Source organism: Mycobacterium sp. TH-M25, from assembly GCF_057473665.1.
In genome coordinates, this window is record NZ_JBYCLA010000481.1 from 1 (window position 1) to 4,007 (window position 4,007).

A 4,007-nucleotide genomic window follows, 5' to 3' on the forward strand; every position below is an offset into this window, starting at 1 on the left:
CGCGTTCGGCGACATGTTTTGCCGTTGCGGCGGCAAAACCTTCCTCCACGATGCAGCGCACGGTTTCGTCGATGATCTTCGCCCGAGTGTCGTCGCCACGCTTGCGAGGCGCGCTCGTTCGCCGGGTGGGGCCGGCGTGACCCTGCTGGCCTGCGACGATAGACATAGTTGACTTTATAACATAGCCGGCTCTATTTTTGGCAGGTGAGCCATTCCCGCTACACCCGGCTGTCCCGCGAGCAGCTTGCCGTCCTGCTTCCTGAGCTGCTGTTGATCGGGCAGATGATCGACCGCTCCGGCATGGCTTGGTGCATAAATGAATTCGGGCGCGAGGAGATGGTGCAGATCGCGATCGAGGAGTGGGCCGGCGCCAGCCCGATCTACACCCGACGCATGCAGCGCGCGCTCAATTACGAAGGTGTGGACGTACCAACGATTTTCAAGGGCCTGCAGCTCGACATCGGTGCACCGCCTCAGTTCATGGACTTCCGCTACACCATTCACGATCGCTGGCACGGCGAGTTCCATCTCGACCACTGCGGCGCGCTGCTCGACGTGGAGCCGATGGGTCACGACTACGTATTCGGCATGTGCCACACCATCGAGGACCCGACCTTCGACGCGACCGCGGTCGCGACCAATGCGCGCGCGCAGGTGCGGCCGATCCACCGCCCGCCCCGGGTCCCGTCGGACCGGCATCCGCATTGCGCGTGGACCGTCGTCATCGACGAGTCCCATCCACCGGTCGAGGGGATTCCGGCGCTGCATATCGTGGCCGAAACTCGTGCTGCCAATTGGGAACTCGAGTCGATTGATCCCTCCGAGGACGGTCTGGCCGACTATTCCGGCCCAGTGGTGTCCGACTTCGATTTCGGCGCCTACTCGCATTCGGCGTTGGTGCGGATGGCCGACGAGGTCTGCCTGCAGATGCATCTGCTGTACCTGTCGTTCGCGATCGCGGTGCGAGCCCGCGCCGGATCGGATACCACGCTCGCCGACTCGATCTGCACTCGCCAGCTGATCGGTGTGGCCGGCCTCGGCGCCGAACGTATTCACAAGGCGCTGGGTCTTCCTGGTGGGATCGATGGAATACGAGGCGTTTTCGAGCTGCACCCGTTGATGAACCCGCTGGGTTACGTCGACGCCGACCTGGGCCGCCGCGTGACGGTTCACCGGTCGCCGGCGCATGACGACGCCGCCTGGATTTCGTTGTGCTCGCCGGACTCGGTCCAGCCGCTGCAGGCAATCGCCACCGCGATCGACCCGCACGTGACCGTCCGCATCACAGGCACGAGCACCGACTGGACAGCTGAAATGGCTGAAACCGACACTGCAGCAAAGGAGCTGCCCGAGGTTGCGGTCGCCAAAGTGAGCGGCGGGGCGACCTTCCAATTTCGGCCGCGGAAATCGCTGCCCTTGACCGTGGTCTGACGCGTCTGGATCTGTCAAGTGAGTCGGCAGTCTCACTTCGGTGACGCAACCGCATCGAGCGGGTACCGATGATGTTGTGGCCGATGGGTGTAGCGCGGCCCGCCATTATCGTTGACGCTGGCCATCGAACGCTGTCGACGAAAGTATTTGAGTTATGTATGACCCGCTGGGGTTATCGATCGGGACCACAAACTTAGTTGTGGTCCGCAGCGGTAACCCGCCTGTCTCGCGGCGTGCTGCCTTGACGTTGTTTCCAGACCGTGCGCCCGAACTCGGTATGCCCGGGCCAGACTCGGATGCCGGCGATACCGGCACCCTGATGACCGGCTTCGTCGAGCATATTGGTGGCTCAAAGCCCCTGACGTCTGCCGACGGTGTGATCCATGATCCGTCGCTGCTGCTGGTCGAGGCCATCGATGCGCTGATCACCGAGGCCGGTGGGGAAGCCGCGACCTCGAACATCACGATGGCCATCCCTGCGCACTGGGGCTCGGATGCCTTGCGGAGCATGCAGGTCGCGTTGAACACCCACGCCGGTTTCGTCCATGGCGGTGTCGTGCCGCGGTTGGTGCCGGATTGCGTTGCAGCGCTGACCGCGCTGAACTCCGATTCCCGACTGCCCGCCAAGGGCGTCGTCGCGCTGTTCGACGTCGGCGGAGGCGGTAGCAGCATCACCCTTGCCGACGCCGCATCGGATTTCACTCCAATCGCCGACACGCTTCGCTACGAGGACTTCTCCGGAGACCTCGTGGACCAGGCGCTGATGGTGCACGCGCTCGGCAACGACGGCCAGGGCAACGCCGCCGATTCCGCCGGCACCGCGGTGGTCGGGCAATTCGCCGGCCTGCGCCATGAATGCCGGCTGGCCAAGGAGAGGTTGTCCAGCCAGAAGACCACCGAACTGGCCCTCGACCTGCCCGGTCAGCGTATGCGCCTGGAGATCAGCCGAGCTGAACTCGACAGCCTGATCGAAGAGCGACTTGACGGCTTGTTGGTGGCATTCGATGAGATGTTGCGCGGCAACAAGATTCGAACCACGGACCTGGTGGCTGTGGCGTTGGCTGGCGGTATGGCCAGAATTCCCGTTGTTGTCCAGCGTCTTTCGGCACACACCAAGGCGTCGGTGATCACCGCCGTACAACCCGAACTCGCGGCGGCCGTCGGGGCGGCACGACTCTCGGCCCGTCAGCCCATCGCGCAGCAGGACCTTGAATGCGTAGAGACGACCATCGGGGCGTTGGTGGGCGCGTCCACCGGCAGCTTCGCGACCTCGACCAGCGGTTTGGCCGCCACCGAGCGATCCGTCGCGCCCGCTGACCCACTCGGCACTCCAACCGGCGCGTTCAGCGCGTCGACCGGCACCTTCGACATTCCGACCGCCGGAGCGCTTTTCGACGATCCGTCGGAGCGGCTGACGGAGCTGGCCTGGTCGCAGGCCGATGATTTCGACGACGAGCCGGTCGTCTACAGCGGTGAACCGTACGACATCGGCGACAACCGTGCGACGCCATCGCAGCTGATGCAATTGCCGAAGGTCGAGCAGATCGACCCGGTGCGGCCGCGCAGAACACGGCTGCTGCAACTGTTCCTGGGCCTGGCCGCGCTGGTGTCGATGGTCTCCATCGGTGGGATTGCCTTCTCGCTGACCAGTAGCGATCGAGCGCCGACGGTGCCCAGCAGCAGCACTCCGGCGCCGCCCCCGCCACCGCTGAGCTCGCAGCTGCCCTCGCCGAGCCCGGTGCCCCCACCGGCCAGCGCGGAGCCGTCGCCGAGCCCGGTGCCACCGCCACCGAGCAGCGAGGCACCCCCGCCGCCCCCGCCGCCGGCCCCAGTTCCGGCGCCGGTCGAGACTTACGAGCCGCCGCCTCCGCCGCGCACCACGGCGCAGGCCACCACCGTGCCGCGGCCGACGACCACCACACCGCAGGCGACGAGCACCACCCCGAGTACGACACCGCCGCCGCCCCCGCCGCCGAGCACCTCGACGGGGCCGGTGATGACGACGACGTATCTGAACCTGCCGTTCGTGCCGGTGCCGATTCCGGTGCAGGTGCCCCAGAGCCCGGGCGGCGCGAGCCAGCAGCCGCAGAACCCGTATCAGCAGCAAAACCCTTACCAGCAGAATCCCTACCAACAGAACCCCTACCAGCAGAATCCCTACCAACAGAATCCCTACGCGGGTCCGGGTTACGGCTACTAAACGTGGCGCGCGCCGCTCACAATGCGCACACTGGGGTGATCGGGGTGAGCAGCGAGGAGGCCGCAATGGATGACAACGGTCGGTTCGGATTCGAGCCGGAAGACTTCGAACACATTTTGCGCGACGCGACCGAAGGTATCCGCGAAGCATTCGAGGGAGTCGGCCGATTTTTCACCGCGCCCAGTGACCGGTCCGGGTGGTCGTCGGTCTTCGAAGATCTCGCACGGCGCACCCGGACCAGGCCGGAGACCACCGGCGAAGCCGGTGACGGTGTCTGGGCGATCTACACGGTAAGCACCGACGGCGACGCCCGGGTCGAGGAGGTGTATGCCACCGAGCTCGACGCTCTGCGGGCGAACCAGAACAACACCGACGC

General features: G+C 65.6%; 3 protein-coding genes and 1 pseudogene. 3 read left to right on the top strand and 1 reads right to left on the bottom strand.

What is annotated here, in order from left to right:
* A pseudogene (locus AC2VOU_RS16260) lies at positions 1-166 on the bottom strand (TetR/AcrR family transcriptional regulator); the annotation flags it as partial.
* A gap of 38 nt (positions 167-204) precedes the next feature.
* Here AC2VOU_RS16260 and AC2VOU_RS16265 point away from each other — a divergent pair.
* From AC2VOU_RS16265 to AC2VOU_RS16275, 3 genes are all read left to right on the top strand, one after another.
* Complete coding sequence (locus tag AC2VOU_RS16265) at positions 205-1,431, top strand: hypothetical protein (protein ID WP_486958299.1); 1,227 nt, start codon at positions 205-207, stop codon at positions 1,429-1,431.
* A 241-nt stretch (positions 1,432-1,672) separates the two neighbouring features.
* A complete protein-coding gene (locus AC2VOU_RS16270; RefSeq protein ID WP_486958300.1) occupies positions 1,673-3,631 on the top strand; it encodes an Hsp70 family protein in 1,959 nt (652 codons plus the stop codon).
* A 65-nt stretch (positions 3,632-3,696) separates the two neighbouring features.
* Positions 3,697-4,007, top strand: a 311-nt coding sequence (locus tag AC2VOU_RS16275; protein ID WP_486958301.1) for a hypothetical protein, incomplete at its 3' end; no start/stop codon positions are given.